The sequence below is a fragment of the Paenarthrobacter sp. NPDC090517 genome (assembly GCF_044769165.1).
Lineage (GTDB): Bacteria > Actinomycetota > Actinomycetes > Actinomycetales > Micrococcaceae > Arthrobacter.
Genome location: NZ_JBIVXN010000004.1, coordinates 167806 through 193880 on the forward strand (window position 1 = coordinate 167806; position 26075 = coordinate 193880).

Annotated in this window: 23 protein-coding genes and 1 pseudogene; 9 read left to right on the forward strand and 15 right to left on the reverse strand. The window is 62.4% G+C overall.

Annotated features, from left to right (window positions below):
- Positions 1–118: 118 nt before the first annotated feature.
- Both ACIQTW_RS14345 and ACIQTW_RS14350 read left to right on the forward strand, forming a co-directional pair.
- On the forward strand, positions 119–895 hold the full coding sequence (locus tag ACIQTW_RS14345; RefSeq protein ID WP_402937910.1) for an alpha/beta hydrolase family protein: 777 nt from the start codon (positions 119–121) through the stop codon (positions 893–895).
- Between the two features lie 156 nt (positions 896–1051).
- Positions 1052–2341: a DDE-type integrase/transposase/recombinase gene (locus tag ACIQTW_RS14350; protein WP_402937913.1), complete on the forward strand. Its 1290-nt coding sequence runs from the start codon at positions 1052–1054 to the stop codon at positions 2339–2341.
- Positions 2342–2441: 100 nt separating this feature from the next.
- Here the strand turns inward: ACIQTW_RS14350 and ACIQTW_RS14355 are convergent, their stop codons facing one another.
- The gene (locus tag ACIQTW_RS14355) at positions 2442–3743 is read right to left on the reverse strand and encodes an ABC transporter substrate-binding protein (protein WP_402937916.1); all 1302 of its coding nucleotides are present in this window, start codon (positions 3741–3743) and stop codon (positions 2442–2444) included.
- Between the two features lie 122 nt (positions 3744–3865).
- On the opposite strand from ACIQTW_RS14355, the pseudogene ACIQTW_RS14360 reads away from it, so the two are divergent.
- A pseudogene (locus tag ACIQTW_RS14360) lies at positions 3866–4669 on the forward strand (glycoside hydrolase family 43 protein); the annotation flags it as partial.
- 105 nt (positions 4670–4774) lie between these two features.
- A complete protein-coding gene (locus ACIQTW_RS14365) occupies positions 4775–6958 on the forward strand; it encodes a hypothetical protein (protein ID WP_402938460.1) in 2184 nt (727 codons plus the stop codon).
- Between the two features lie 60 nt (positions 6959–7018).
- Here the strand turns inward: ACIQTW_RS14365 and ACIQTW_RS14370 are convergent, their stop codons facing one another.
- From ACIQTW_RS14370 to ACIQTW_RS14400, 7 genes are all read right to left on the reverse strand, one after another.
- A complete protein-coding gene (locus tag ACIQTW_RS14370) occupies positions 7019–7171 on the reverse strand; it encodes a hypothetical protein (RefSeq protein WP_017197830.1) in 153 nt (50 codons plus the stop codon).
- A 21-nt stretch (positions 7172–7192) separates the two neighbouring features.
- Positions 7193–8119 carry a YihY/virulence factor BrkB family protein gene (locus tag ACIQTW_RS14375; RefSeq protein ID WP_402938462.1) on the reverse strand — a complete coding sequence of 309 codons (927 nt, stop codon included), beginning with the start codon at positions 8117–8119 and terminating at the stop codon, positions 7193–7195.
- Between the two features lie 85 nt (positions 8120–8204).
- A complete protein-coding gene (locus ACIQTW_RS14380) occupies positions 8205–8882 on the reverse strand; it encodes a 2'-5' RNA ligase family protein (protein ID WP_402937919.1) in 678 nt (225 codons plus the stop codon).
- A gap of 4 nt (positions 8883–8886) precedes the next feature.
- Positions 8887–10011, reverse strand: coding sequence for a tryptophan--tRNA ligase (gene trpS / locus ACIQTW_RS14385; RefSeq protein ID WP_402937922.1), 1125 nt, complete (start codon positions 10009–10011; stop codon positions 8887–8889).
- 20 nt (positions 10012–10031) lie between these two features.
- Positions 10032–10865 (reverse strand): exodeoxyribonuclease III, encoded by an 834-nt coding sequence (locus tag ACIQTW_RS14390; RefSeq protein WP_402937924.1) that lies wholly within the window; start codon positions 10863–10865, stop codon positions 10032–10034.
- A gap of 10 nt (positions 10866–10875) precedes the next feature.
- The gene (locus ACIQTW_RS14395) at positions 10876–11442 is read right to left on the reverse strand and encodes a hypothetical protein (RefSeq protein WP_402937927.1); all 567 of its coding nucleotides are present in this window, start codon (positions 11440–11442) and stop codon (positions 10876–10878) included.
- A gap of 65 nt (positions 11443–11507) precedes the next feature.
- Positions 11508–12560 (reverse strand): LacI family DNA-binding transcriptional regulator, encoded by a 1053-nt coding sequence (locus tag ACIQTW_RS14400; RefSeq protein WP_402937930.1) that lies wholly within the window; start codon positions 12558–12560, stop codon positions 11508–11510.
- A 188-nt stretch (positions 12561–12748) separates the two neighbouring features.
- On the opposite strand from ACIQTW_RS14400, the gene ACIQTW_RS14405 reads away from it, so the two are divergent.
- Both ACIQTW_RS14405 and ACIQTW_RS14410 read left to right on the forward strand, forming a co-directional pair.
- Positions 12749–13840 carry a C45 family autoproteolytic acyltransferase/hydolase gene (locus tag ACIQTW_RS14405; RefSeq protein WP_402937933.1) on the forward strand — a complete coding sequence of 364 codons (1092 nt, stop codon included), beginning with the start codon at positions 12749–12751 and terminating at the stop codon, positions 13838–13840.
- A gap of 58 nt (positions 13841–13898) precedes the next feature.
- Positions 13899–15224 (forward strand): MFS transporter, encoded by a 1326-nt coding sequence (locus tag ACIQTW_RS14410; protein ID WP_402937936.1) that lies wholly within the window; start codon positions 13899–13901, stop codon positions 15222–15224.
- Positions 15225–15251: 27 nt separating this feature from the next.
- Here ACIQTW_RS14410 and ACIQTW_RS14415 read toward each other — a convergent pair whose 3' ends face one another.
- The 5 genes from ACIQTW_RS14415 to glyA form a co-directional block, all read right to left on the reverse strand.
- On the reverse strand, positions 15252–16085 hold the full coding sequence (locus ACIQTW_RS14415) for an ABC transporter permease (protein ID WP_402937939.1): 834 nt from the start codon (positions 16083–16085) through the stop codon (positions 15252–15254).
- Positions 16082–16933: an ABC transporter permease gene (locus ACIQTW_RS14420; protein ID WP_402937941.1), complete on the reverse strand. Its 852-nt coding sequence runs from the start codon at positions 16931–16933 to the stop codon at positions 16082–16084. The genes ACIQTW_RS14415 and ACIQTW_RS14420 overlap by 4 nt, the downstream gene beginning before the upstream one ends.
- A 4-nt stretch (positions 16934–16937) precedes the next feature.
- Entirely contained in the window at positions 16938–17867 is a 930-nt protein-coding gene (locus tag ACIQTW_RS14425; protein ID WP_402937944.1) for an ABC transporter ATP-binding protein, read from the reverse strand.
- Between the two features lie 255 nt (positions 17868–18122).
- Positions 18123–19016, reverse strand: coding sequence for a bifunctional methylenetetrahydrofolate dehydrogenase/methenyltetrahydrofolate cyclohydrolase (locus tag ACIQTW_RS14430; protein WP_402937946.1), 894 nt, complete (start codon positions 19014–19016; stop codon positions 18123–18125).
- Positions 19017–19167: 151 nt separating this feature from the next.
- Positions 19168–20463, reverse strand: a complete 1296-nt coding sequence (gene glyA, locus ACIQTW_RS14435) for a serine hydroxymethyltransferase (RefSeq protein WP_364308261.1) — start codon at positions 20461–20463, stop codon at positions 19168–19170.
- A 236-nt stretch (positions 20464–20699) separates the two neighbouring features.
- On the opposite strand from glyA, the gene purU reads away from it, so the two are divergent.
- The 3 genes from purU to ACIQTW_RS14450 all read left to right on the forward strand — a co-directional run bounded on the left by purU (position 20700) and on the right by ACIQTW_RS14450 (position 22829).
- On the forward strand, positions 20700–21551 hold the full coding sequence (purU, locus tag ACIQTW_RS14440) for a formyltetrahydrofolate deformylase (protein ID WP_091466029.1): 852 nt from the start codon (positions 20700–20702) through the stop codon (positions 21549–21551).
- A 21-nt stretch (positions 21552–21572) separates the two neighbouring features.
- Positions 21573–22238, forward strand: coding sequence for a class I SAM-dependent methyltransferase (locus ACIQTW_RS14445; protein ID WP_402937951.1), 666 nt, complete (start codon positions 21573–21575; stop codon positions 22236–22238).
- Between the two features lie 72 nt (positions 22239–22310).
- Positions 22311–22829 (forward strand): gamma carbonic anhydrase family protein, encoded by a 519-nt coding sequence (locus ACIQTW_RS14450; protein ID WP_402937954.1) that lies wholly within the window; start codon positions 22311–22313, stop codon positions 22827–22829.
- A gap of 76 nt (positions 22830–22905) precedes the next feature.
- On the opposite strand, the gene ACIQTW_RS14455 is transcribed toward ACIQTW_RS14450, so the two are convergent.
- Both ACIQTW_RS14455 and ACIQTW_RS14460 read right to left on the reverse strand, forming a co-directional pair.
- Positions 22906–24612 (reverse strand): flavin monoamine oxidase family protein, encoded by a 1707-nt coding sequence (locus tag ACIQTW_RS14455; protein ID WP_402937957.1) that lies wholly within the window; start codon positions 24610–24612, stop codon positions 22906–22908.
- A complete protein-coding gene (locus tag ACIQTW_RS14460) occupies positions 24609–26039 on the reverse strand; it encodes an amino acid permease (RefSeq protein ID WP_402938464.1) in 1431 nt (476 codons plus the stop codon). Before ACIQTW_RS14460 ends, ACIQTW_RS14455 begins: the two co-directional genes overlap by 4 nt.
- Positions 26040–26075: the final 36 nt, after the last annotated feature.

Consider the following 26075-nt stretch of genomic DNA (forward strand, 5'->3'; position numbering starts at 1 on the left):
AAAGGAACCAAACGACGACGGCGCCGCTCACCACTGATGGTGGGTGGCGCCGTCGTCGTTAATCAAGTGCCGTAACCGGTCATCACTACAACCTTCACCGCAACGCAAGGAGATCAGCGTGTCACGCTCTGAGAAGATCAGCTTCACGGGAAGCACCGGCGATACCCTGGCTGGCATCGTGGACGTGCCCGAGGGTCCCATCCGGGGTTGGGGCCTGTACTCGCATGGCCTGACGCTCGGCAAGGACAGCCCAGCCGCATCCCGGATCTGCAAAGGACTCGCTGAGCAAGGTGTGGGAATGCTGCGCTTCGACAACCTGGGCTTGGGCGGCTCCGCAGGTGAATGGTCTGCGGGGTCGTTCAGCGTCAAGGTAGCCGACACCATCCTGGCCGCGGACTTCATGCGGGAGCAAGGCCGGGGAATATCACTCCTGGTAGGCCACTCGTTTGGAGGTGCAGCGGTGCTGGCCGCAGCCCGCGACATCCCAGGCCTCAACGCCGTGGTCACGGTTGGCGCACCCTACGAGCCCAAACATGTTGAACACATGTTCGACGCCGAGATCGAGTCCATCCTGCGCGATGGCAGCGCGGTGGTGGACCTTGGCGGACGACCCATGGAGGTTCGCCGCCACTTTGTGGAGGATGTGGAACGCGCTGACCTGCGCGACTGCATCCGGACCCTCCACAAGCCGCTCATGGTGATGCACTCCCCCACCGATAACACCGTGGGAATCGACAACGCCAGCGAAATCTTCCGGACTGCCCGGCACCCCCGGAGTTTTATCTCCCTGGAGGGCAGCGAGCATCTCCTCACCGGGAAGGGCCAGGCGGCAAGGGCAGCGCGGATCATCAGCGCCTGGGCGGACCCGTACCTCGAGGTCGGCGACGCTAGCTGATGACCCTGCCCGCCCAACTGTGTAGCAGATAATGCCGTTATCAGCTCTCATAACGGCTGTGAAGTCTCATGACTTAATGGACACTTATGTCTCATGACTTCGTGGACAGTGTGTCTCAGGACCTTGTAGACACTCGGGGCGGGTTTGCTCGGTTTCATGAGCAAACCCGCCCCGAAGTTGACTGTCCGTCAAGCAGTAGCCATGTGGCCAGCCGATGCCCCTCGTGGTGAAGTCAGCAAGTTCTGCAGGAAGCACGGCGTCTCCCGGGCTTGGTTCTACAAAGTCCGGGCAGAAGCTGAAATCGTAGGCCCAGTGCAGGCGATGGCCACGAAACGGCCGGTTCCGTTGACAAACCCGACAGCGACGGCGGCAGCGATGGTTGAACTTCTTCTAGCCACCCGGACGGCACTGGAATCAGGGGGCTACGACTATGGCCCGCTATCGGTGATCGCGACGCTCTCCCGCAAAGGCTTTGCCCCGCCATCCAGGGCGACGGCGGCCAGGATCTTCACCCGGGCCGGCGTCGTCATCCCGGAGCCGCGGAAGAAGCCACACAACGCACAGAAACGGTTCGTCTACCCTCAGCCGAATGCGTGCTGGCAGATCGACGCTACCGAGTGGCTCCTGGCCTGCGGAAAGAAAGTGGCGATCTTTCAACTCATCGATGACCACTCCCGTCTTGCCTTGGCCTCGCTGGTCGCGACCGGGGAAACGAGCGAGGCCGCGATCGCCGTTGTGTCCCTGGCCATCGAACGCCACGGCGTGCCGGAAAGATTCCTCTCCGATAATGGCGCGGCGCTGAATCCCAGCCGCCGCGGACGTACCGGCGCGCTCGTGGAATTCCTCAAATCCCACGGCGTCGAACCCATCACAGGAAAACCCGGCAAGCCGACCACGCAAGGGAAGAACGAACGCTTCCACTTCACCCTCCACCGCTACCTGCGCAAGCAGTCAGTAGCCGGGACCATGGCCATCCTGCAAGCCCAGATCGATACCTTCGACCAGTACTACAACAGCGAACGCGAACACCAGGCCCTGCCCGGAAAACAAACCCCACAGGAAGCCTGGCATGCGACCCCGAAAACTCCGGCGCCCGCCCGGCCCGAACCGGCCGCACCTAGCCAAGAGCCGCGCCAAGGCCAACAACGCCGCGTCACGAAGGGTGGCCGTGTCACCGTGCTCGGGACCGCTTTCAACATGGGCAAAGACCTAGCCGGCAGCGCAGTGCACATCATCTACGACCACACCACGATCATGTTCTTCGACGCGCACGGCACCGAGATCATCACCCACCCCAGACCGGCCAAAGGCACGCTCTATGTCGGCAACGGCAAACCCTCCGGCGTGGCAGCGGACCCACGGGGCGCCCGCAAGAAACGAACGAAATACCCGCCCCGCAAACGCCCCGACAGCCCACCCACTAACGAAGTGTCCACAGAGTCATGAGACATGAACTGTCCATAGAGTCCTGAGACATGAACTGTCTACGAAGTCCTGAGACATCACAAGCTCTCATAACGGCATTATCTGCGACCTACATGGGTACTTACTTGCCGATGGCCGCCTTGCTTTCACTGAGCCACTGCTCGGCAGCCTTCTCCGGGGTCAGCCTCTTGAACAGGACCTCGGTGTTGATGCGGGCAGTGATCTCGGAGACGGCGGTTGAACCGGTGGGACCGATGAAGGTTGGGGCGAAGTCCATCTTGCCGATCTGGTCGATGTAGGCCGCTTCCACCTTTCCTTGGGGCGTCAGCAGGTCCTGGATGGCCGTGCGCATCCCCGAATTACTGGGCACGCCACGGTCGCTCTGGATGATCTTGGCTGCGGCCTCGTTATTCACCAGGAAGCTGACCAACTTGGCGGCAGCGTCTGTGTGCTTGCTGCGGGCGGAGATGGTGTAGAACTGCGAGGACTGAAGCCAGATGCCGGGCGTGGGAGTCTCGCCGGGCAGCTTCAGCAGCTTCAGTTCAGCTCCTGATGCTTTGCTGAGGGCGGTCAAGGAGTTGGTCCAGGTGAGCATCATGCCGGCCTGTCCCATGCCCATGAGTGTCTGCTCAGTGCTGACGTTGAGCTTCTCCACAGTTTCCGAGGCGCTGGGGGCAGCGCCTGATTCGCTGAGCTTGACGGAGAAATCGAAGTAGTCCCGAACGGTTTCCTTGCCAAGTCCCAACTGACCGTCCTGCGTGTACAAGGATTCTCCCCGTTGACGCGCAAAGGCATCCAATGAGTCATGCGTGAGGACAGTGGCGGTGCCGTAAGTTCCCTTGGGGCTCTTGGCAGTGACGTCCTCGGCTGTCTTTGCAAAGTCATCCCAGGACCACTTGCTGTCATCCGGAATGGCTACCCCGGCAGCTTGGAAGACGGCGGGGTTCACCACGATGGCCAAAGCATTGGCACCAGTGGAGACACCGTACTGCTTGCCTTGCACCTGACCGTTTTCCAGGGCTCCCTGGTCCATTTTGGAGAGGTCGAGGGACCCTTCAACTTTGGAGAGGTCCAGAAGTGCGCCCCGGTTGGCGTACTCGGCCGGGTAGGCACCACCCATGGTGATGACATCAGGGGCGTCATTTGCAGCGACTTGGGTGGCCAGTTTGTCGAAGTAGCCCCCGATGTCTCCGTACTCCGGCTTCACTTTGATGTTGGGGTTGGCTGCTTCGAACTCCTTGATGGCCTTGTTGGTCAATTCGGCACGGGTGGCATTACCCCACCACGAAAACCGAATCTCTACAGGGCCGTCTTCGGCCTGGGTGGACGTGGGGCTGGAACACGCTGCGGTAAGGCCAAGCAGGCCTACCGCCGTGAAGAATGCTATTGACCTGCGGATGGTTCGGAGAGATTTACGCGCCATTGGGTAAGCTTCTTTCAGACTCAAGAAAACGGTTCCTGAAACGTATCAAGGCAGTGTATATTCGTCAATAGTTTCCACCGTGAACTATTTCTGCGACGAAGGAGAATGCTTTGAGCTACCACTTGGACCAGATCCAGATCCGGGATCCCTTCGTCGTCACGCTGCAGGAATCCGGGCAATATCTGCTCTTCGGAAGCACCGACAAGAACATCTGGTCCGGGCCAGCCACGGGCTTCGACTGCTATCGGAGCAATGACCTATTGACGTGGGAAGGCCCCATCGAGGCCTTTCGCCCAACGGACGGTTTTTGGAGCAAGGAACAGTACTGGGCTCCTGAGGTGCACGAGCATCAAGGCCGCTACTTCATGTTTGCCACCTTTACCGCTCCTGGACGTTCCCGGGGAACGCAGGTACTTTCTGCCGACAAGCCGGAAGGTCCCTATGAGCCGTGGAGCGATGGTCCCGTCACACCCCGCGATTGGGAGTGCCTGGATGGCACACTCCACGTTGACCATGAAGGGACGCCGTGGATGGTTTTCTGCCACGAGTGGAAACAAGTCCATGACGGCACCATCATGGCCCAGCGCCTCAGCCCGGACCTGAGGCACGCCATTGGTGAGCCAATCTTCCTGTTCAGCGCGTCCGAAGCACCATGGGCCCGTGCTCTGGACGTCCCGTCAGTCCGGGAGAGTGAGTCCTCCGTGTATGTCACTGACGGCCCGTTCTTGTTCAGGCTAGGCAGCGGCAGGCTCATCATGCTGTGGTCCAGCTTTGGTGACCGGGGCTATTCCATGGGCATCGCCAGGAGCGAGTCCGGCACAGTGCTGGGACCCTGGACCCAGGAAGCTGAACCGCTGTGGGGCACCGACGGCGGGCATGGCATGATCGGCCGGGCACTGGACGGCAGCCTGTTCCTCACCCTTCATCAGCCCAACAACAGCCCTGACGAACGGGCGGCCTTTGTCCCTCTTCGTGAGCTCGAGGAAACGGTGGTCCTGGATTCAGCTGCTCCCGCACCCGTTGGCCCCGCCATCGATCGCAAGGCACTGGTCCGGCGACACAACGTCCGGCAGCAGAATTTGGACCCACGAAGCCCGGTGTCGGTGGGTAACGGAGAATTCGCTTTCACAGTGGACCTGACCGGGCTTCAGTCGTTCCCCAATCACTACCCCGTGGGAGCTCGTGACGATCTTCCGCCGGGAACGCTTCTCGGGACACAATCGCAGTGGGGCTGGCACTCGGTTCCAGCACAACAGCCCTACGACCTTGCCGGATCAACCGTCCTCTACGATTCACCCCGTGGCCCGGTCCCCTACGTGGACATGGTGGGAGACATAGTGAATGACCGTGAAACCGACACCTCCGTGGCCGAAACGTGGCTCCGGGCGAACGCACACCGGCTGGATTTGGGTCGTATCGGCTTCCGTTGGGTGAAAGACGGCACGGAACGTCCCCTCATGCCAGATGACATCGCTGACACTGAACAAACGCTCGACCTCTGGACCGGCATAGTAACCAGCCGCTTCACAGTGGCGGGTCATCCCGTCACAGTGACGACGGCATGCCACCCCGGCCGGGATGAGCTCGGCATTCATGTGGAGTCGCCGGCACTTGCTGCCGGCTTGGTTGTGGGTGTCGACTTTCCCTACGGGTCCGAGGCATGGCATGACGCCGCGGACTGGACGCACCCGGAGTGCCACACCACCTCCCTCGAAGGCCCGAGCCTCTCCGCAGACGGACCTGACGGTGCCACGACATGGACAGCTGAACGCGAGCTGGACGATTCCCGCTACCAAGTGGTCATCACAGGCCACGAACTGACCGTTGAACAGACTGCGCAGCACCGGCTCCGGGTTTCGCCCGCCTCAGCCGCCACCACCATGGACGTCTCCATTGCTTTCCGGTCCGCCGGGGACGGCGACTGCATCCCCCGAGGCAACAACAGGCTCGCCGAGCCCACACCGGCAGTGAGTTCCGGCACCCAGACCGGTTCCGGCGTCGGACGCTCTCCTGCGCTCCGTGTGGCGGACGCGTCTGCAGCCTATTGGCCTGCATTCTGGTCTTCGGGAGGCGCGATCGAGCTTGATGCGACAGATGATCCGAGGGCCAAGGAATTGGAACGCAGGATCGTGTTGTCGCAATACCTGACCGCGATCAATTGCTCTGGTTCGTTGCCGCCGCAGGAGACCGGGCTGGTCTGCAATTCTTGGCGCGGCCGCTTCCATTTGGAGATGCACTGGTGGCATGCCGCGCACTTTGCGCAGTGGAATCGAGTAGAACTGCTCCTGCCGTCATTGCGGTGGTACTCCACGGTGCTGGAGACCTCACGGCAGACGGCGAAAGCGCAAGGATTCGACGGCGTTCGCTGGCCGAAGCAGGTAGGACCGGATGGGCGGGAAAGCCCGAGCCCCATCGGTACCTTCCTGATCTGGCAACAGCCCCACCCCATCCACCTGGCCGAGCTGGTGTACCGCGCCAATCCGAGCCGGGAAGTGTTGGAGGAGTTCGCGGAGATCGTCTTCGAATCTGCCGCGTTCATGGCCAGTTTCGCGCATCCCACGTCGCGTGGTTTTGAGCTGGGCCCTCCCCTGATTCCAGCGCAGGAAAGCTACGGTTCCATCCGGGCCAGGGTCACCAATCCCACGTTCGAATTGGCGTACTGGCAGTGGGGCCTGCGGACTGCTGCTGCTTGGCGGGAACGGCTGGGTCTGGAACCAATCCAGGCATGGTTGGACGTGGCGGAGGGCATGGTACCGCCACGTGTGATTGACGGCGTGTACGCTGCGATCGACGTCGAACCGTTCACCATACGCACGGACCATCCATCCATGCTGTGCGCCCTGGGAGTCCTCCCGCTGACTAATCTCATTGATCCGGCTATCATGCGAGGAACCCTCTCAAACGTCCTGGCAGACTGGGACTGGGGCAGCACCTGGGGTTGGGACTACCCCGTGATGGCCATGACGGCCGCACGACTTGAGGACCCGGAGGCCGCTGTTGATGCGCTCCTCCTAAGCGCGGGAAAAAATACCGTCCTCCCCAACGGGCACAACCGCCAAACCGGCTCCCTCCCGCTCTACCTGCCAGGCAACGGTGGGCTTCTGGCCGCTGTTGCGCTGATGGCCGCCGGCTGGGACAACGGACCGGACCGGCAAACACCCGGATTCCCGGCCCACTGGACCGTTGCATGGGAGGGGCTGGTCAAGGCGCCTTAGCATCGCCGCAGCTGGATAGCATCGCCGCAATGGGAAATCACCGCAAAGGGACCTCGCCGGTTAACCACGGCGGGGTCCCACCGCGGCTCCGACCAAAGCGCCGAGTCCAACGCCAATGAGGATACCCAGAAAGGGCGAATTGAAGATCAGCTGGCCAACCACGAGTCCCGCTGCAGCCCCGAGCAGGCAGGCGATCCACAGTTGGTTGTTCACGGCAGCCTCCGGATAGAACTGTCAGGTGCGGGGCGCCACGCGGCGCGAACCCAGGACTTTCTTGCGCGGGGACTCCCCCGACGCCGTGTCAGCCTCGCGAATAGCAGACCACGACGCCGAGACAAGGTACACCTGGCTCACAAGATTGAACCAGATGAGCAGGCCGATGATAATGGCGAACGATGCCAGGACCGGGTTGTTGCCGGACCGGGCCAGAAGTTCAGTGCTGAAGAATTGGAGGACCGTGGTCCCAACGCCCGCCAGCACCACGCCTTCCAGGAATGCACGGCGTCCCAGCTTCAGCCCACCTGCAATGCGGAACAGCACAGCCGCCGTCGCGCAGTTCAGCAGGAGAGGGATAACGATCTTGACGGTTGCGGCTACGGGCTCGGCCACGCCTTCGTCCAGCTTCAGCAAAGCGATGAGCCAGTCGGCTGCGGTGCCAAAGACGAGCGAGACACCTGCGCTGATGACCAGGATGACGCCGAGGAGCAGCAGGGTGCCGGCGTCGATGAGCTTTTGAAGGATCGGGTTGCGTACCAAGGGATCAGCGTTCATCACACCCCTAAGGCCTTCCCTGATGCTGGCGATCCAGCCAAGGGAAACAAAGACCGTAACAACTGCTGCGATGAGGGCCGTCCACCCAAGTCCCGACGGGTTGAGCAAGGATTGTGGATCCACCAAACCTTCGCCGCCATCCACCTGAAGCAGCCCAGGGGCAGCCGCGGCCACACTGTCGATCACGGCATCCTGCAGCGCGGGGTTACCGCCCAGAACAATTCCCGCGATGGCGAAGCCGGTTGTGAGCAGACCGGTCACGGAGAAAAACATGTTGAAGCCGATACCGGCGCTCAACAACGGCCCGTGCTGCCGGGTGTAGTGCTGAAAGGAACGCATGGCCCGGTTGGTGTTCAGTCTGGCGAGGAAGAGTGCAAAGAATGCACCCACCTTTTTCGGCAAACCCTCGCCGGCGCGCTTCGCGTGCCCCCAATCCTGCCGCTTGCGGAGAAGCTGGAGTTTGAGTTTCGCCAGCTCAGTTGGCAGCGGAGGAACGTCCGCCTCTGCGGCTTGGATTCGCTTGCTGTGCTTCGTCAGTATCGCCGCCAAAGTCGAGCTCTTCCCGTAGCTGCCAAATTCCATTGGTATCGTGCTCGTAAAGTCCCATGCTAACCACAGGGAAGGTGGCCCGGTAATCCCTGAGGACCGTTTCGGCTTCGTCAAGGTTTTCCTGGGCGACATCGTGCGCCACGGTGACGTGCGGGTGGTACGGGAAGGGCAACATCCGCTCGAGTGGACCTGTTTGGAGTTTTTCGTGCAACTGCACGCACTCCTCGAAGCCTTCCTCTACGTTCACGAACACCACCGGCGAGATGGGGCGGAAAGAACCCGTGCCGGAAATGGTGATTTCGAAAGGTTCCTGGGTCCTTGCGACTTCCCTGACGTGCTCCCGGGTGGCGGCCCAGTCCTGGGTAGGTGTGGTGGTGATCAGGGTGATGTGGGCGGGAATGACCTCAGCCATCGGATCACCGAAGGAGGCCCTCCATTCCTGGAGTTCGCGGGCGATCTCAGGAGGGAACCCGAGGATTACGCCGACGCACATGGTGTCACCGGCACCGCAATCGGTGCCGGAAGCAGCAGGCTGGCGGGAGTCGTCCGGACCGGCACCCTGTCGGGTGCCGGTCTTGACGTTGAGCTGGCCAGCGGAGCACATGGACTTAGCGGACTCCCTGGTTTCCGTGGGAGGCATCGCCGCGGTAGGGCAGGAAACCAACCTTGGAGTAGACGTCCGCGAGCGTTGCGGCCGCAATTTCACGTGCCTTGTCCGCGCCGAGGGCGAGGAGCCGGTCGAGTTCTGCGGGGTCGGCCAGAAGTTCGTTGGCACGTTCCCGGATAGGTGCCAGGTGGCCGGAGACCAGTTCGGCCAGGTCAACCTTCAAATGGCCGTACATCTTTCCCTGATAGTCAGCCACGATCTTGTCCACCGGCGTGCCGCTGATGGCCGAGTAGATGGTCAGCAGGTTGGATACGCCTGGCTTATTCTCGCGGTCGTAGCGGATCTCGGTTTCGGTGTCCGTAACGGCTGACTTAATCCGCTTGGCCACAGTCTTTGGGTCATCCAGCAGGTTAATCAGGCCTGCTGGAGATTCCGCGGACTTGGACATCTTGGCGGTGGGGTTCTGGAGATCGTAAATCTTTGCCGATTCCTTCTGGATGAAGGCCTCAGGCACTTGGAAGGTCTCGCCGAACCGGCTGTTGAAGCGGTTGGCGAGGTCACGGCTCAATTCCACGTGCTGGCGCTGGTCTTCACCCACCGGCACACCGTGCGGCCGGTACAGCAGGATGTCGGCGGCCTGCAGGATGGGGTACGTGAACAGGCCAACGCTGGCGTGGTCCGAACCCTGCTTCTGCGCCTTGTCCTTGAACTGGGTCATGCGGGCGGCTTCGCCCATGCCAGTGATGCAGTTCAGGACCCACGCCAACTGGGCGTGCTCGGGAACCTGGGACTGGACGAAGAGGGTGCACTTGTCCACGTCCACGCCGCCGGCGATGTACTGCGCGGCCGTAACCCTGGTGCGCCGGGCGAGTTCCGCCGGATCCTGCGGCACCGTGATGGCGTGCAGGTCAGGAATGAAGTACACGGCGTCGTACTCGTCCTGCATCCGGACCCAGTTAACCAAGGCGCCGAGGTAGTTGCCCAGGTGCAGGGAGTCCGCGGAGGGTTGCATGCCGGACAGGACCCGGTGCTTGGCGCCAACGGCAAGCTTGGTGGACGTCACGGGCTTCGGTTCGATCGCAGCATCAGCCGCTGCGCCGGTTTCAGTCGTGGTGGAACTAGTCATGGAGCAATACCTTAGGAAGCTTAGAGCCGGTAGTCGACTACCAGCGGTGCATGGTCAGAGAAGCGGGTGTCCCACGAAGGCGCCCGGTCCACCACAGCCGAGAAAGCGGCTGCAGCGAGGTCCGGGGTGGCCAGGTGGTAGTCGATGCGCCAGCCCGTGTCAGTGTCAAAGGCCTTACCGCGCTGGGACCACCAGGTGTAGGGGCCGGCGACATTACCTGCCAGGCCCCTATGGACATCCCTCCATCCGATTTCTTCGCCGAGGAAACGGTCAAAGTACGCCCGCTCCTCCGGGAGGAAGCCGGCACGTTTGACGTTGCCCTTCCAGTTCTTGATGTCGAGCTCGGTGTGTCCGACGTTGAGGTCGCCAACCACCAAAGCATGGTCGCTGTGTTTCGCGAGCTCAGGCAGGCGGACGGTCATGGCGTCGAGGAAGCGGAACTTATCGTCCTGCTTGGGGGTTCCCACCTCTCCGGAGTGCACATAGGCACTGACAACGGTGAGGGTGGTGGGGTCACCGGCTGTGTTCCTGACGGTGTAGTCCGCTTCGACCCAGCGCCCGGACGTGTCGAAGTAGTCGTCGCCCACACCGACTCGGGTGGCAGTGGGTTCCTCGCGGGAAGCGATGGCCACACCGGCGCGGCCCTTGGCCTCAGCCTCGGTGTGGAGGATGTGCCAGCCTTCGCCGATCAGCTTCCTGACGATGTCGTCAGGGGCGCGCACTTCCTGCAGGCAGAGGATGTCTACCTCGCGTGGCTCCAGCCATTCCGCCATGCCGTTCTTGTAGGCAGCCCGGAGGCCATTGACGTTAACTGATGCGATGCGAAGGAAATCCTTCTTCAATGCCGTACTCACCCGGTCCACTCTAGTCGATGATGGTGCCGGCCACGGGCTCGTCCGAGCCACCTGAAGACTTGATCATGTCCCGCGCATTCGTGGCTGTAATGGCGATGGTTTCCAGCGCCCGGTTGATGGTGTCCTGGTTGGCCGTTGCGCCCTTGGCTCGTTCCTCGTCCACAACACGGACTTGCACCTGGACAATCTTGAAGGAGTGGTCCAGCTTGAGGTCGCGGACTTCGTCGACTTTGCTGCGCTCGGCAACTACGCGCGTGCCACCATTGTCAGCAGCGGACGACGACGGAGCGCGGCCGGCTGCGGCATTGAAGGCGTTCTGCGCTTCGGTCAGCTTGGCACCGGCCCGCCGAGCGGCCTTGCGGATGCTCAGCACCACAAACGTTGCGAGGGCAAGCCACCCGAAAGCAACCACGGCAACAACCCAGCCCACAACATCGTTCTGGTTGGCCGCAAAGATGACGGCTACCAGGAAAGCAATGATGACAACTGTCATCCCCAGGCCGCCGATGCGGAAGCCCTTGAACATGCCTTTACCGGCGGGGGACGTGGACGGGTGCGGATCACCGAGAGATTGCATGAACCCATTCTCTCAAATGCGGAAAGGTGCCCCGTCCTCTTCCACGGACGGCGAACATGCCCACACTAGGGTCCGCGCCTCTGCTGATTCCGGGTTTTGCCAGGCGACGTGGATTTGCGGTGCAGGAATCTCGCCGCCAGCAGCACCGGTTCAGGTTCCAGCTCACCTTCCATGACTTCGCAGAGTCGCTGGACCAGCGCGGCGGCTGCAGCAGGAATATCCACGTCGAGGGCGGAAATTGGGGGCTTATGCTGCCGTGAGTGCTCAGAGTCCGAGCCCGTGCACACCAGCAGGTCCCCCGGGATACGGACTCCACGTTCCTGCATTGCCTGGGCTGCGCCGCTGGCGTGCCTACCAGTTAAGCAAAAAACTGCGCCCGGCAGGCCCTCGTCCACAATCCTGGCGCCCACTTGCTGACCGCCTTCCACGCCGTCCCGTTCGGGTACGTGGTAGATCCGGGGCTCTTTACCGGTTTCCAAGCACCAAGCAACGTAGGCGGCCTCGCAATCGAAGTTCCAGGCGTTTCTATCCGTGCCGCCTACGTAGGCGATGGATCCAGCGCCCGCTGCTGCCAGGTGGTCCAAAACGACTCGTGTAGAAGCTGCGTCGTCGTGGGCGACCCAGTTCCGGAAGTCGGGGCGGCCCGGGTCGCGGTCCCAGGTCACATAGGGAATTCCACGCTTCTCCAGCAAAGCCACCACTGGGTCATCCAGATGCGGGGCGAAAACGATGTAACCGTCCAGGGACATGGAAAACGGGGGAAGCGGTCCACGGCTCAAGTCGGGGACGAGCATCAGGCCCAGATTCCGATTCAGTGTCTCGGCCGCGGCTGCTCCCGCGAGTTTCATGAAGACGTCCACGCCATTGGGACCGTAGTTGCCCAAGCTGTCCAAGGAGCGGAACACCAGGCCGATCGCATTCATCCTGGAACTTCGAAGCCCCCGTGCCATGGCGTCTGCAACGTAACCCATGTCCGAGGCAACGGCGCGGACCCGTTCCCTGGTGGCCTCGCTGATGTTGCCCTTGCCGTTGAGGGAGTGCGACACCGTGGTGATCGAAACTCCGGCTTTCCTCGCTACATCCCAGATCGTGGCGCCGTGTTGTAGTTCGCGGGCCATGCGCTCCCCTATTTTCGTCGCCTTGGGATCACGGGAGTCCCGACTTCCGAAATTAACAGTAAATCTTCGGAACCAGCTACACAAAAACGTTTTTCTTCCGTACTTTGAGCGTCACAAGTGATCCACCTCATCCAAGAGCCCCCCCCCCCCCCGCAATCAACCGGGGATGGCTCCCTTCAAGGAGAGCTATGCAGCTTCACCTCCATACATCCGCCGCGCACGATCCCCGCGAGCGCGGCCTCGACATCGGCCGCACCTGGGATGCACAAACACGCAACACCGCCAAGCTCTACTTTGACTTCTTCGCCACGCTTGGCATCGCCCCGCAGAAAGTCCGGGATATTGCGGAGCGGAGCCATGCAGCCCTCCATGCCTGGTGCCCGGCACTGGCCGGGGAAGCCGAGGGCTGGGCCGCCGGCGCCGGGCTAGAGACCTGGGAACTGAGCGTGGTCAACGCCCGCACTGAGATTCTTGCGGCGGCACCCAGGAAGGTCGGCTCCCATGAATGCTCGACGGCGGTCTACGCACCAGCCCGCGCTTCGGCGCCGGAAACCATTCAGACCTGGGACTGGCATGACCACCTCGCCCCCGAAGGACTCTTGCTTCAGCTGAGCCCATCCCCCGGTCGGACTACCAAGACGTTCACGGAGTTCGGGACGCTAGGCAAGATCGGTGTCAACAGTGAAGGCCTCGGCCTGCATTTCAATATCCTTGCCCACTCCCGGGATGATGACTCCGCTGGAGTTCCGGTCCACGCAATCGCCCGCCGCATCCTCGATGAGGCCTCGACCATCGACCAAGCCATCGCTATCGCGTCCTCAGCCAGGGTTAGTGCCTCTACGGTCTTCACGGTTTTCACAGCTACCGCCGACACCACCAGCACCCCGCGCCTGGCCGCCAGCATCGAGGTCTCTCCGGCCGGCACCGCCGTCGTGGATGCCGGAAGTGACGGTTGGCTTCTCCACACGAACCATTTCCTGGACCCCGTCCTCGCGGAACAAGACGCAATCGACGACGGCGCGTTGTCGCCGCAGCGTCTGGCCCACCTTGGGCGCGTGAGGACGGAGCTAACCGGACTGGGCATCGCTGACCGGGCCAAGCAGTTCTGCTCGTCCGAGGGAGCTTCCTCCGTGGTCTGTTTCCATCCCGACGCCTCGGCACCGCTACATGAGCAGTGGCAGACACTGCTGACCATCAGCGTCGATGCCGGTGACTGCTCCCTCGCCTACGCAGCTGCCAACCCTGCCGATGCCGCACGCGATGGCTTCCTGATCTTCTGACCCAGACCACCCCTGCAACCCCGCAACCCCCAAAAAACAACCACCGAAAGGCACTTCCTTGCCGCAATCCCTTCAGCCCAATGTTGCGCTGGAACCACAAGGTCCGTCGTCCAAGCGCTCCGTATCCGCCGCGCGTACTTTCTTCGTCTCCTGCTTTGGAACCGCACTGGAGTTTTATGACTTCACCATCTACGGCTTGGCTGCAGCCTTGGTATTTCCGCAGCTTTTCTTCCCCAATCTTGATCCACTGACCGGAACATTGGTGGCCTTCGCTTCCTTCGGCGCCGGCTTCCTGGCCCGGCCCTTGGGTGGAATCGTCCTGGGCCACTTCGGCGACCGCCTCGGCCGGCGCAAGATCCTGATCCTCACGCTCATCCTGATGGGTGGGAGCACCTTCCTGATCGGTTGCCTGCCCAGCGCAGATTCGATCGGCGCCGCAGCCCCCATGCTGCTCATCGCGTTGCGCCTTGTTCAAGGATTCTCTGCCGGCGGCGAATGGGGAGGCGCTGCCTTGTTGGGAATCGAGGCGGCACCGGCGGGTCGTCGAGGACTGTGGGGAAGCTTCACCAGCATGGGCATTGGGCTGGGTGTACTGATGGGTTCCGGGGTTTTCACGCTGACGGACGCCGTCTCGGGCGGCGAAGTGGCGAGCTTCGCTTGGCGGGTACCCTTCTGGATCGGCGGACTGTTGGTAGTGGCTGGCCTCATTGCCCGACTGACCCTGCCCCAGGACGAACGCCCTTCCGGCACCCGGACACCCCGGATTCCGCTTCTGGCGGTCCTCAAGTCGCACCCGCGCCAGATCCTGATGTCGATCGGCGTCAGCTACGGCTACAACACCTTCACTTACATCGCCACAGTGTTCCTCATGTCGTACGTGCTCCAGCGCGGCTATTCGGACAGTGAATCACTTCAGTTCCAGCTGTGGGGTGCACTGGCCAGCGTCGTCTCCGCGCCACTCGCCGCGATGCTTTCCGACAGGATCGGGCGTAAGCCGGTGATGATAGGTGGTTCGGTGATGCTCATCATCTACTTCCTGGCGTTCTTCCCGGCCATCGAGACACACACGGGTTGGCTTGCCCTCCTGATGTTCACGCTGGGCGGCGCGCTGAACACTGTTCCGCAGGGCCCCTTGCCGGCTTTTCTTGGCGAACAGTTCCCGTCGGCTTCCCGCTACTCAGCCATCTCGGCCAGCTACCAGATAGGTTCAGCCCTGGGTGGCGGCACCGCAGCTACTGTGGCCACGGCGTTGCTGATCGCCACGCACGGCGACCCGATCGGCGTCGTGATTTACACAGTGTCCGCGCTGGCAGTCATGGGACTGTGCTCCTGGGGCCTGCGCGACAACGCGAAACTGACCATGGCTGAGATCGAGACGGCCTAGAACCGGTGCGGGCTGCGCCGGCTGGTCCTACTTCAGGAACAGCTGGCGCAACCTTGCCGTGGTCAGCATGATCCCGAGCGCGATCATCACCAGGTAGTAGCCCACATGGATTGCGGTAGCCGGACTGAACGAGCCCACGCTGATCTGGCGCAAAAGTTCCACCCCGTGCCACAACGGCATTGCCTGGATGAACCACTGGATGACCTGCGGGTAGACGCTGAGCGGGTAGAACGTGGCGCTGAACAGGAACATGGGCAGCAGGAAGAAGTTGATCCAGTCCATCTGCTGGAAGGTCTTCATGAAGCTGGTGATGCCCATCCCGAAGCTCGCGAAACCGAACGCGATCAGCACCGAGGCAGGAATAACCAGAATGGCCCACCAACTGGTGAGCAGTCCCATCAACCCCATGACAGCGGTGAATCCCGTGGCGTACAGCAAACCCCGTAGGAGTGCCAGGAAGATCTCGCCGATCGCCACGTCCAGCGGGCCCAAGGATGTGTAGAGCATCCCTTGGTAGAGCTTGGCGAAGTTCATCTTGAAGAAGACGTTCCACGTGGAATCGTAAATTGCTCCGTTCATGGCCGAGACCGCCAGGAGTGCCGGCGCAATGTACGCCGCATAGCTGATTTCCTCGCCGCCTGGACCCTGGACCGTGCCCACGATGGAGCCCATGCCCACGCCCATGGCCAGCAGGAACAGCACTGGCTCGAAGAACCCGGACACCATCACCAGCCACGTGCTGCTTTTGGCAGCCATTAGCCCACGGCCCACCACTGCCTTGGCGTTGCGGGAGTACAGGGAGCCGAACTTGCGCTCACGGGCAAGATCCGTGGCGCTGTGGCCACCTGTCAGGACACTCATGAGCCCATCCTTTTCACGAACTGGCGGCGGACAAGTATCCAGCCAACGGTGGCGGTCGCCAGCAGGAACATTACGTGGGTGATGATCAGCAACGGGTTTTGGTCCATCCCGTAGGTGAAGACCCTGCTCAACTCAGTTCCATGCCACACCGGTGATATCCAACCGATCCAACGAACGGCGATCGGCAGGGAATCCAGCGGGAAGAACGTCCCGGAAAACAGGAAAAGCGGCATGACGATGAAGCGCTGCACCAGCGCGAACTGCCCTTTGTCCTGTTTGATGCTGGCGGCATAGGCCATCAGCGGCAAGCCGAAGGAGAGCGCCGCAACCGTGGCCACGATGGCCGAAACCCAGCCCCATGGGCTCGGCGACGCACCAAACATAGCCACCACCACGAAATAAACTACCGACTGCAACAGGAAGCGCAGGGAACTGGCCATGATGTGGCCACTGGCGATCTGCTCCGGAATCAGGGGCGAGGCATGGGGACCATTGAACACGCGACGCCATTTGAAGCCGTCCATGATGGGGTACGAAAATTCCCCCGACGCCGTCATCACCGCGGCGGAGACCAACAACGCCGGAGCCACGAACTCCAAATAGCTGACACCTCCGAATGCGGCCTCGCTGTTGGCATCCACCAAGCTGGCGAGCCCTACACCCATGGCAAAGAGATACGCCACGGGCTGCCCCACGCTGTACAGGATCACGGACCAGCCATAGTTCCGCATGACGCGGAGCACTTGCTCGGCGTAGAAGAAGGAACCCCAGCGTCGCGCCCTGGCAGCCGAAACCTCAGGTGAGTGGGCCCGCAACGGCTGCTCCGCCGTCGTGCTTGGTGTGTTCACGGACTCAGTCAACGAGGCTCCTACCGGTAAGCCTGAGGAAGACGTCTTCCAGGGACGAGCGACGCACCAACGAGGTCATGGGGTGCAGCCCGCGGGCAGTGACCTGCTCCAGCGCGGCCTCACCGTCGTGCGCGTAGATGAGCACACGGTCCGGCAGTGTCTCCAACCGCTCACCAATGCCTTGAAGCTCGACGCCGATGGTCGCGTTCCGCTCGGACCCGAACCTGAGCTCCAGTACTTCGCGCGATGAGTGCTCGCGAATCAGGGCGGCAGGCGATCCTTCGGCCATGATCCTGCCCTTGTCCACCACGATCAGGCGGTCGCAAAGTTGCTCAGCCTCGTCCATGTAGTGGGTGGTGAGGATGAGGGTGACGCCGCTTTCCTTGAGCCTGAACAGGCGGTCCCAGAGAATGTGGCGCGCTTGGGGATCCAGGCCGGTGGTGGGTTCGTCGAGGAGAAGAATGCGGGGCTCGTTAATAAGCGACCGGGCGATGGTGAGCCGACGCTTCATGCCACCGGAAAGTGCGTCCACCTTGGAATTGGCCTTGTCCGTTAGCTGCGCGAATTCCAGCAGCTCGTCGGCTTTCGGACGCAGATAGCTCAAGGGCAGGCCGAAATAGCGCCCATAGACGATCAGGTTCTCGCGAACCTTGAGCTCTTCATCCAAGTTGTCCTGCTGTGGGACCACACCCAGATGCGCCCGGACCTCCGGACCGTGCGACTCAGGATCCAAGCCCATAATGCTCAGCGTGCCCGAAGTGCGTTGGGAGACGCCGCCGATCATTTTCATGGTGGTGGACTTACCGGCACCGTTGGGGCCCAGCAGCCCGAAGGACTCCCCCGCCGGTACGTCGAAGGAGATGTTGTCCACGGCGGTGAGATCACCATAGGCCTTGGTGAGGTTCCGCGCGCTGATGACGGATGCTGGGTTCATGTCGAAGCCGGATTGCGACGATTCGGACTGTGTTGGTGACGGTGTCGGAGAGCGGATTGCTTCATTGTGCACCCTCAGCAGACTAGTAGCGCCCACTGACATGTGAAAGGGCTCTTGCAGATAATCTTGCAAGAGCCCCTCAGTTTGTTCGGAGGAGTACGCGGGCCATTTCGGGGGTTCCCTGCGGAAGATGCCGTGCGCCCGGCATCTTCGGCAGCTTAGCCCCGTAATGGGCCTTGCTGTGAGTCGCAGAACCTAGGCGATGCCTGCCTGGCGCTCCGCACTCTCCACGACGTTCGCGAGCAGCATGGCACGGGTCATCGGCCCCACGCCGCCCGGGTTCGGGGACAGCCAAGCGGCGACGTCGGCAGCTGCCGGGTCAACATCTCCGGTAACAACAGCCTTACCGTTGCCGTCGTCCACACGGCTGACGCCGACGTCGAGCACAATGGCGCCCGGCTTGAGGTCTTCAGCCTTGATCATGTGCGGCACACCGGCCGCGGCAATCACGACGTCGGCCTGCTTGAGTTCCGCGGGCAAGTCCACTGTTCCGGTGTGGGCGAGGATGACCGTGGCGTTGACTTCCTTGCGGGTCAACAGGAGGCCAATGGGGCGGCCGATGGTCACGCCGCGTCCAACCACCAGGACACGCTTACCCTTGAGTTCAATGTTGTGACGGCGGAGCAACTCCACACAGCCCTTAGGCGTGCAGGGAAGCGGGGACTTCATCTCGCCGTTGACGTTGGCCACCAGACGGCCAAGGTTCATGGGGTGCAGACCGTCGGCGTCCTTGTCCGGGTCCATGGCTTCCAGGATGGTGTCCTGGTCGATGTGCTTGGGCAGCGGAAGCTGGACGATGTAGCCGGTGCACTCCGGGTTGTGGTTGAGCTCGCGAACAACTTCCAGGAGGTCTTCCTGTGAGATGTCTTCGGGGAGGTCGCGGCGGATGGACTGGATACCAACCTCGGCGCAGTCCTTGTGCTTGCCGCCGACGTACCAGGTGCTGCCGGGGTCGGAACCCACCAAGATGGTGCCCAGGCCGGGGACGATTCCCTTAGCGGCCAGGACGGAAACGCGAGTGGTCAGTTCTGCCTTGATGGCTGCGGCGGTGGCCTTGCCGTCAAGGATCTGTGCGGTGGACTGTGTCATTCCATCTGCTCTTTCTGGTGGGTGACCTGTGTGAGAAAGCCTTTGAGGAGGCCCATGCCAACGGGACCCGCCGCCGTAGGTGTGGCGGCGGGTCCCGTCAGCTCCGGTTCAATGCCCGGGTGTTGCTCTATTTATCCGCGTAAACGCGGATTTACCACTGCTCGTGCTGCGGGTACAGCGGGAAGTCAGCGGCCAGTTTGTCGACGCGGGCCTGGAGCGACTCGACGTCGGCCGAGGTACCGGCCTTGAGCGCGGCGGCGATGATCTCGGCAACCTCGGTGAACTCGGCAGCACCGAATCCGCGGGTGGCCAAGGCAGGGGTACCAATGCGGAGGCCGGAGGTGACCATCGGCGGGCGGGGGTCGAACGGAACAGAGTTGCGGTTCACGGTGATGCCCACGGAGTGCAGGAGGTCCTCGGCCTGCTGGCCATCCAGCTGCGAGTTGCGCAGGTCAACCAGGACCAAGTGAACGTCGGTGCCACCGGTGAGGACGGAGACGCCGGCTTCGGCAACATCGGCCTGGTTCAGGCGGTCAGCGATGATCTTGGCACCTTCGAGGACACGCTCCTGGCGCTCCTTGAACTCTTCGCCGCCGGCGATCTTGAACGCAACAGCCTTGGCCGCGATCACGTGCATGAGCGGCCCGCCCTGCTGGCCCGGGAAGACGCTGGAGTTGAGCTTCTTGGCCCACTCCTGCTTGCCAAGGATCACACCGGAACGGGGACCCGCGAGGGTCTTGTGAACCGTGGAGGTGACGACGTCGGAGTAAGGAACCGGGCTCGGGTGCAGGCCCGCTGCAACCAGGCCGGCAAAGTGCGCCATGTCCGTCCAGAGGAGGGCGCCAACTTCGTCCGCGATGGAGCGGAAGGCAGCGAAGTCGAGGTGGCGGGGGTACGCGGACCAGCCGGCGATGATGACCTGCGGCTTCTCGGCGATGGCCTGCTCGCGGAGCTTGTCCATGTCGATGCGGAAGTTGTCTTCTTCAACCTGGTAGGCAGCTACGTTGTAGAGCTTGCCGGAGAAGTTGAGCTTCATGCCGTGGGTCAGGTGGCCACCGTGTGCCAGCGAGAGGCCCAGGATCTTGTCGCCCGGGGTGATCATGGCGGAGAGCGCTGCAGCGTTTGCCTGGGCACCGGAGTGCGGCTGGACGTTGGCGTACTCGGCGCCGAAGAGTTCCTTGACGCGGTCAATCGCAAGCTGCTCGGCGACGTCGACGTATTCACAACCGCCGTAGTAGCGGCGGCCCGGGTAGCCCTCGGCGTACTTGTTGGTCAGGACGGAGCCCTGAGCTTCCATGACGGCGCGGGGGGCGAAGTTTTCGGACGCAATCATTTCCAGGGTGCCGCGCTGGCGGCCGAGTTCCTGGTTAAGGACTGCTGCGATCTCGGGATCGAGATCGGCAAGCGACTGGTTGCTGACAGACGCGGAAGTGGTTGTGGTAGTCACGGAAATCTCCTGGCTAGGCAACGGGTGGTGCTACAGGTCAGGCTACCGGCAGCAGCATTCCCGCGTCCCCTTTTTGACGGAGGGATCGGTCACGTGCGTGCAGCGGTAAGACATGACCCTCGGCCCAGGCGTACGATCCGTGGTCTTCATGATTGCCGCTCCCTGGTGGTAGTCCACCCAACGCCAGTTGCGACCCATTAACAGTACAACAAGGCAGCACAGGTAGGCTTGATCGTGTGACTGAATCCACCGCTTTCGTAGTAACACTTTCCTGCCCCGACCGCCCCGGCATCGTCCACGCGGTAGCCGGAGCCCTGCTTGATGCCGGCTGCAACATCGCCGATTCCCAGCAGTACGGAAGCCCCAGCACAGGCAACTTCTTCATGCGCGTGGAGGCATCGACGTCGTCCTCCCAGGCCGAACTGGCCACGGCCTTGCGGCCGGTAGCTGAATCGTTCGGCATGACCTGGCAAATCAACCCCGTGGGCGAAAAGGTCCGCACCATCATCCTGTGCTCCAAGGATGCGCACTGCCTCAACGACCTTTTGTTCCAGCAGCGCACGGGCACTTTGCCCATTGAGATTCCGGCGATTGTGTCCAACCACCGGGATCTTGAGTCGTTGGCGGAGTTCTACGGCATCCCGTTCCACCACATCCCGGTCACGCCGGAGACCAAGCCGCAGGCCGAGGCGCAGTTGCTGAAGCTGATTGCCGAGCACGACGTGGAACTCACTGTCCTGGCCCGTTACATGCAGGTTCTCTCCAACGATCTGTGCACGGAGTTGAACGGCAAGGCCATCAACATCCACCACTCGTTCCTCCCCTCGTTCAAGGGTGCCAAGCCTTACCACCAGGCCCACGCCCGTGGTGTGAAGATCATCGGCGCCACCGCCCACTACGTGACGGCGGACCTCGACGAGGGTCCGATCATCGAGCAGGAAGTCATCCGCGTTGATCACGCGCGCACGGCTGCCCAGTTCGTCCAGATGGGCCGCGACGTCGAAGGCCGCACGTTGGCTCAGGCGGTCCAGTGGCACGCCGAACACCGTGTGCTCCTGGACGGCACCCGCACCGTGGTGTTCAACTAACGCCACTCCTATGCTGGGGGTATGCGGGGCATCCCTGACGCCGACCACGACGCTGACCTGGCTGTCTTTTACGACCGCCAAGCACCGGTACGGAACACCCGCGCGCTGACGCCACACCGGGTTGAATGCCGGGAGTGGTTCATCCGGCTGTTGAAGTCCGAACATCGTCATTCGTTGTTCGAACTGGGTTGTGGCACTGGGGTTGAGGGCGTGGAATTCGTGCGCGCGGGCTTGCACTATACCGGCGTGGACCTGTCCTCGGAGAGCGTTCACTTGGCGCGCTCGGCCGGGCTTGATGCCACTGTTGCCAGCGGCCGCAGCCTGCCGTTTCCGGATGCCGTTTTTTCAGCTGCCTGGACTATGAGCACTCTTCTGCATGTTCCCAACAGCGGAATTCACGACGTCGTCCGCGAACTTGTGCGGGTCACCGCACCTGGTGCGCCAATCGCCGTCGGGCTGTGGTCAGGTGAGGATTGTGAAGTCCTGAACCCGGAAGACCTCGAGGAACCGCGGCGGTTCTTCAGCCGTCGCAGCGACGAAACCGTGCAGCGCATTTTTGGCGAACACGGCGCGGTGGAACACTTCCGGACGTGGCCGGAGGGCGTGGGGGTAGAGTCCGGGCCAGGCGCAGGAAACTGGTCCCAGCACTATCAATTCCTGGTCCTCCGCACCCCTGCACCCAACTGAGTCGCAATTGAGCGCGTTTTGAGCGCTCAAAACGCGCTCTGCTGCGACCTACTTGGGAACTAAGCTGGCTCCATGGCTCCCTCTTACACTTTCGCCGGGGACACCCCGGCCATCCATGAAACCGCCTTCGTGGCGCCCACGGCTTCCATTATTGGCAAGGCCGCGTTGGCCGAGGACTCGAGCGCTTTCTACGGCGTCTCCGTCCGCGCCGATACAGCGGCCATCAGCGTCGGCGCAGGGTCCAACCTCCAGGACAACGTAGTCCTCCACGCCGACCCCGGCTTCCCCTGCACGGTAGGCGAGCGCGTCTCCGTGGGGCACAGCGCCGTGGTCCATGGCTGCACTGTGGAGGACGACTGCCTCATCGGTATGAGCGCCACCATCCTCAACGGCGCGGTGATCGGCACTGGCTCGCTCATCGCCGCCGGCGCCGTGGTGCTGGAAGGTACTGTCATTCCCCCGCGCTCTTTGGTTGCCGGTGTGCCGGCGAAGGTCCGCCGTGAACTCACCGACGAAGAGTTCGAGGGCGTGAAACACAACGCCGCGCATTACAAGGAACTCGCTGCGGCGCACCGGGAAATGCACGCCTAAACGCCGAATGCGAGGCCCGCTTTTCTCCCTAACCTGAGGGTTTAGGGCGCAGAGCGGGCCTCGCAACGTAAGGAGACTAGTCCAGTGAGATCGGGCCGAGCTCGTCCAGCAGGTCACCCGGTCCGGGGTTTCCGGCAGCCGACGTACCACCCAGGTGGTTCACCACACCCCACACGGCATTCAGGCCCGTAGTCACGGCACCCTCAGCCCAGCCGGCGGTGAAGGACACGTCGTCGCCCGCGAGGAAGATGCCGCGCTGGTGCGCCGGCAACTGATCCTGCTTGAAGTGGGTGAACAAGCGCTGCTGGTACCGGTAGTGGCCGGGCAGGTTGGCTTTGAATGCGCCCATGAAGTTGGGGTCAGCTTCCCAGGACACCGTGATCGGCTGCCCCACAATGTGGCTCGCAATGTCCACGCCCGGGTAGATCTGTTCCAAGGAGTGCAGCATGAGCTTCACGCGCTCCTCTGCAGTCAGGGCCAGCCATTTCAGGGCGTCGTCGTTCCATGTGTAGGACAGGAGCATGACAGCGGGCTTGTCCGGACCGTCGTCGAGCAGGTAAGTGGCCCGGTTGAGGCGGTCGGTGAGCGTCATGGACAGGACCTCGCGGCCGGTCTCAGGATCGATGTCCTTCCAGAACGGACGGTCCACCATCACGAAGGTCTTTGAGGACTGCATGTAATGCGAGCGCTCGATCGCGGTCCACAGCTCGGCCGGGAACAGCGCTTCCTCCGTGTGGATGCGCGTAGACAGCAGCCAGGACTGGCAGGTGGTCACCACGGCCTGGTAGGTGGCTTCGCGTCCCCAGTTCTCGCGGACCAGGAGGTCGCCGCTCTCTACCCGGCGGATGTTGTCCACGGCTCCACGAGGCGAGCCGGAGTGCAGCGACGCCAGTGAGGTGCCCTCCGGCCAGTACTTAATGCCCGACGGCGCGTGGTTCCAGAGTGCCTCGGGGAGCCGTTGCGCTCCTCCCGCAATGGAGCGGTGCTGGTCGTCAGCGTCGGTGTAGACCACGCGGAGGATTTCGAGGATGGAGTTGGGGAAGTCAGTGTCCCAACCGCCAGTACCGAAGCCCACCTGGCCGAATGCCTCGCGGTGCGCAAAGCCGGCCTCTTTGAAGGACTTGCTGGCGGCGATGAAGCCGTAGAACGTTTGCTCGTCCAGTTCCGGGAGGAGCGCGTTCCAGAGTTCCTTGATTCGCTTGGTGTCGCGGGCCTTGATGGCTTCCTGCATCTCAGCGAAGGCGGCGCCGTCGTTGACGGCTGCTTTCCAGGCGTCGGCCACTTCCAGGAAGAACTCCGGCAGCTCGTCAGCCGTGGTGGCATAGTGCTTTTTGCCCGCAAGCTCGATCACTGTGGAAGAAGTTGCCGGCGCCATGGGGTTGGGGAAATCATTGGTGTCCAGGCCAAGCAAGTCCACGTAGTGGTAGAAGGCCTTGCCGGAGACAGGGAAGCGCATGCCGCCAAGGTCAGCCACGACGCCGGGAGCTGATGGGAAGCTCGCGGTGCGGAGGCGTCCACCAATCTGGTCGGCTTCATAGATGACCGGCTTGAGACCAAGCTTCATCAGCTCATAGGCCGTGACCAGGCCGGACAGGCCGGCGCCGATGATGGCTACTTCAGTGCCGTAGAGCTCTTCCGGGATTGAGCCGAGCCCATCGGGGTGCGCCAAGTAGTGGTCGTAGCTGAACGGGAAGTCCGGGTTCAGCATGGTGATAGGTGCTCCAGGGGCCGCGTCAGGCGCGCCTGGTTCCTCGACGAGAGGGAGTTCTGTGGCGATGGTCATGAGTTTGCTGCTTTCACAGATTCCGGGCTCACGGCCCTGGTGGTTAGTTCACGGTAGTCCTGCTCGCTGAGCGCGGCTACCTTTGAGTTCCGGCGTCCATAGCCGAAGTAGATGGCGACGCCCACCAGCATCCAGATACCGAAGGTGATCCAGGTGTCGGCGCCCAGGTTGAGCATCAAGTACGCGCACATCAGGGTGCCCAGGATCGGCGTGATCGGGTACAGCGGGACCCGGAAGCTGCGCTCCAGGTCGGGCCGGTTGCGTCGCAGGTAGATGACGGCCACGTTGACCAGCGCGAACGCGAAGAGCGTACCTATGCTGGTGGCGTCCGCCAAAGCTCCCAGCGGGACCAAGCCTGCGGTGAGGGCGACGGCGGTACCGATGATCAGCGTGCCAGCCACCGGAGTGCCGGTGCGGCGGGAAACGCGGCCGAAGATTTTGGGAACCATGCCGTCGCGGGACATGGAGAGCATGATGCGTGTTTGGCCGTAGAGCACGGTCAGAACGATGCTTGCGATGGCCAGTACAGCACCCACCGAGAAGACCAGGGCGATCCATGGCTGGCCGGTGATCTCGTGCAGGATCTGTACCAGTGCAGCTTCCGTGCCGTCGAACCAACCCCACGGGCGGGCGCCGATGGCTGCAACGGCAACCAGGACGTAGATGGTGGTGACGATGACCATGGAGAGCATGATGGCCCGGGGAAGGTCGCGCTTGGGGTTCCTGGCTTCCTCGCCGGCGGTGGAAGCGGCGTCGAAGCCGATGTAGGAGAAGAAAACGCTGGATGCGGCGGCCGAAACACCGGCGGCGCCCATGGGCAGCAGCGGCTCGAAGTTTCCGGCGTTGAATGCGGTGAAGGCTACTGCGCAGAAGAAGATCAGGATGCCTACTTTGATCACGACGATCGCCGTGTTGATCCAGGCACTCTCGCGGGCACCCCGGACCAGCAGGAGCATAGCCAGGATAACGATCACCATAGCGGGCACGTTCACCAGCCCGCCGTCCCCCGGCGGCTGGCTCATGGCATCCGGCAGGAACTGGCCAAATGCGGCGAGTGTCTCATTTACGTACTGGCCGGCGCCCACAGCAACGGCTGCCACGGAGACCGCGTACTCAAGCACCAGGCACCAGCCACAAATCCAGGCCATGCCCTCGCCCATGGTGGCGTAGGAGTAGGAATAGCTGGAGCCTGCCACCGGGACGAGCCCGGCCATCTCGGCATAGGACACTGCTGAAAGCAGCGCGGCGAGGCCGGCAATGACGAAGGAGATCCAAATGGCCGGACCGGCCAGCGGCACGGATTCGCCGAGGATCACCAGGATGCCGGTGCCAAGCGTAGCTCCGACGCTGATCATGGTGAGTTGGAAGACGCCAAAGCTGCGGACCAGCGGCGTTCCGCCTTCGCCGCTTCCCGCTTCGCTGACCATTTGGCCAATTGGCTTACGGCGCAGGAGTTGCGCGCC

What these genes read in the sequence shown, in the direction of transcription:
- ACIQTW_RS14350 (WP_402937913.1), top strand. Translation starts at nt 1,052, where the DNA reads ATGAGCAAACCCGCCCCGAAGTTGACTGTCCGTCAAGCAGTAGCCATG.
- ACIQTW_RS14355 (WP_402937916.1), bottom strand. Translation starts at nt 3,743, where the DNA reads ATGGCGCGTAAATCTCTCCGAACCATCCGCAGGTCAATAGCATTCTTC.
- ACIQTW_RS14380 (WP_402937919.1), bottom strand. Translation starts at nt 8,882, where the DNA reads ATGTGCTCCGCTGGCCAGCTCAACGTCAAGACCGGCACCCGACAGGGT.
- trpS (WP_402937922.1), bottom strand. Translation starts at nt 10,011, where the DNA reads ATGACTAGTTCCACCACGACTGAAACCGGCGCAGCGGCTGATGCTGCG.
- ACIQTW_RS14395 (WP_402937927.1), bottom strand. Translation starts at nt 11,442, where the DNA reads ATGCAATCTCTCGGTGATCCGCACCCGTCCACGTCCCCCGCCGGTAAA.
- ACIQTW_RS14400 (WP_402937930.1), bottom strand. Translation starts at nt 12,560, where the DNA reads ATGGCCCGCGAACTACAACACGGCGCCACGATCTGGGATGTAGCGAGG.
- ACIQTW_RS14405 (WP_402937933.1), top strand. Translation starts at nt 12,749, where the DNA reads ATGCAGCTTCACCTCCATACATCCGCCGCGCACGATCCCCGCGAGCGC.
- ACIQTW_RS14415 (WP_402937939.1), bottom strand. Translation starts at nt 16,085, where the DNA reads ATGAGTGTCCTGACAGGTGGCCACAGCGCCACGGATCTTGCCCGTGAG.
- ACIQTW_RS14425 (WP_402937944.1), bottom strand. Translation starts at nt 17,867, where the DNA reads ATGAACCCAGCATCCGTCATCAGCGCGCGGAACCTCACCAAGGCCTAT.
- ACIQTW_RS14430 (WP_402937946.1), bottom strand. Translation starts at nt 19,016, where the DNA reads ATGACACAGTCCACCGCACAGATCCTTGACGGCAAGGCCACCGCCGCA.
- ACIQTW_RS14445 (WP_402937951.1), top strand. Translation starts at nt 21,573, where the DNA reads ATGCGGGGCATCCCTGACGCCGACCACGACGCTGACCTGGCTGTCTTT.
- ACIQTW_RS14450 (WP_402937954.1), top strand. Translation starts at nt 22,311, where the DNA reads ATGGCTCCCTCTTACACTTTCGCCGGGGACACCCCGGCCATCCATGAA.
- ACIQTW_RS14455 (WP_402937957.1), bottom strand. Translation starts at nt 24,612, where the DNA reads ATGACCATCGCCACAGAACTCCCTCTCGTCGAGGAACCAGGCGCGCCT.
- ACIQTW_RS14460 (WP_402938464.1), bottom strand. Translation starts at nt 26,039, where the DNA reads ATGGTCAGCGAAGCGGGAAGCGGCGAAGGCGGAACGCCGCTGGTCCGC.